This is a genomic window from Burkholderia sp. MSMB1826 (assembly GCF_001526325.1).
Classification (GTDB): domain Bacteria; phylum Pseudomonadota; class Gammaproteobacteria; order Burkholderiales; family Burkholderiaceae; genus Burkholderia.
Genome location: NZ_LOYN01000012.1, coordinates 1 through 658, shown reverse-complemented (window position 1 = coordinate 658; position 658 = coordinate 1). Strand labels below are relative to the sequence as shown.

The 658-nt window shown below is 64.4% G+C and carries 1 protein-coding gene; it reads left to right on the top strand.

From position 1 onward, the window contains the following. A partial coding sequence (locus tag WS95_RS05935) for an aminotransferase class III-fold pyridoxal phosphate-dependent enzyme (protein WP_156444440.1) occupies positions 1-658 on the top strand: 658 nt, incomplete at both ends.

The following is a 658-nucleotide window of genomic DNA, read 5'->3' as shown; positions in this document are numbered from 1 at the left end:
TGCCGTTCTACAACACGTTCTTCAAGACCACGCATCCGCCGGTGATCGAACTCTCCGCGATGCTCGCGGAAGTGACGCCCGCCGGCTTCAACCACTTCTTCTATTGCAACAGCGGCTCGGAAGGCAACGACACGGTGCTGCGCGTCGTGCATCAGTACTGGCGCGTGCAAGGCAAGCCGCAGAAGAAATACGTGATCTCGCGCAAGAACGGCTACCACGGCTCGACGATCGCGGGCGGCACGCTCGGCGGGATGGGCTACATGCACGAGCAGATGCCGTCGAAGGTCGAGCACATCGTGCATATCGACCAGCCGTATTTCTTCGGCGAAGCGCAGGCAGGCGAGACGCCCGAAGCATTCGGCCTCGCACGGGCGCAGCAGCTCGAAGCGAAAATCCTCGAACTCGGCGCGGAGAACGTCGCGGCATTCATCGGCGAGCCGTTCCAGGGCGCGGGCGGCGTGATCTTCCCGCCGTCGACGTACTGGCCGGAAATCCAGCGGATCTGCCGCAAGTACGACGTGCTGCTCGTCGCCGACGAAGTGATCGGCGGGTTCGGCCGCACCGGCGAGTGGTTCGCGCACCAGCACTTCGGCTTCGAGCCGGACCTGATCACGATGGCGAAGGGCCTCACGTCGGGCTACGTGCCGATGGGCGCGGT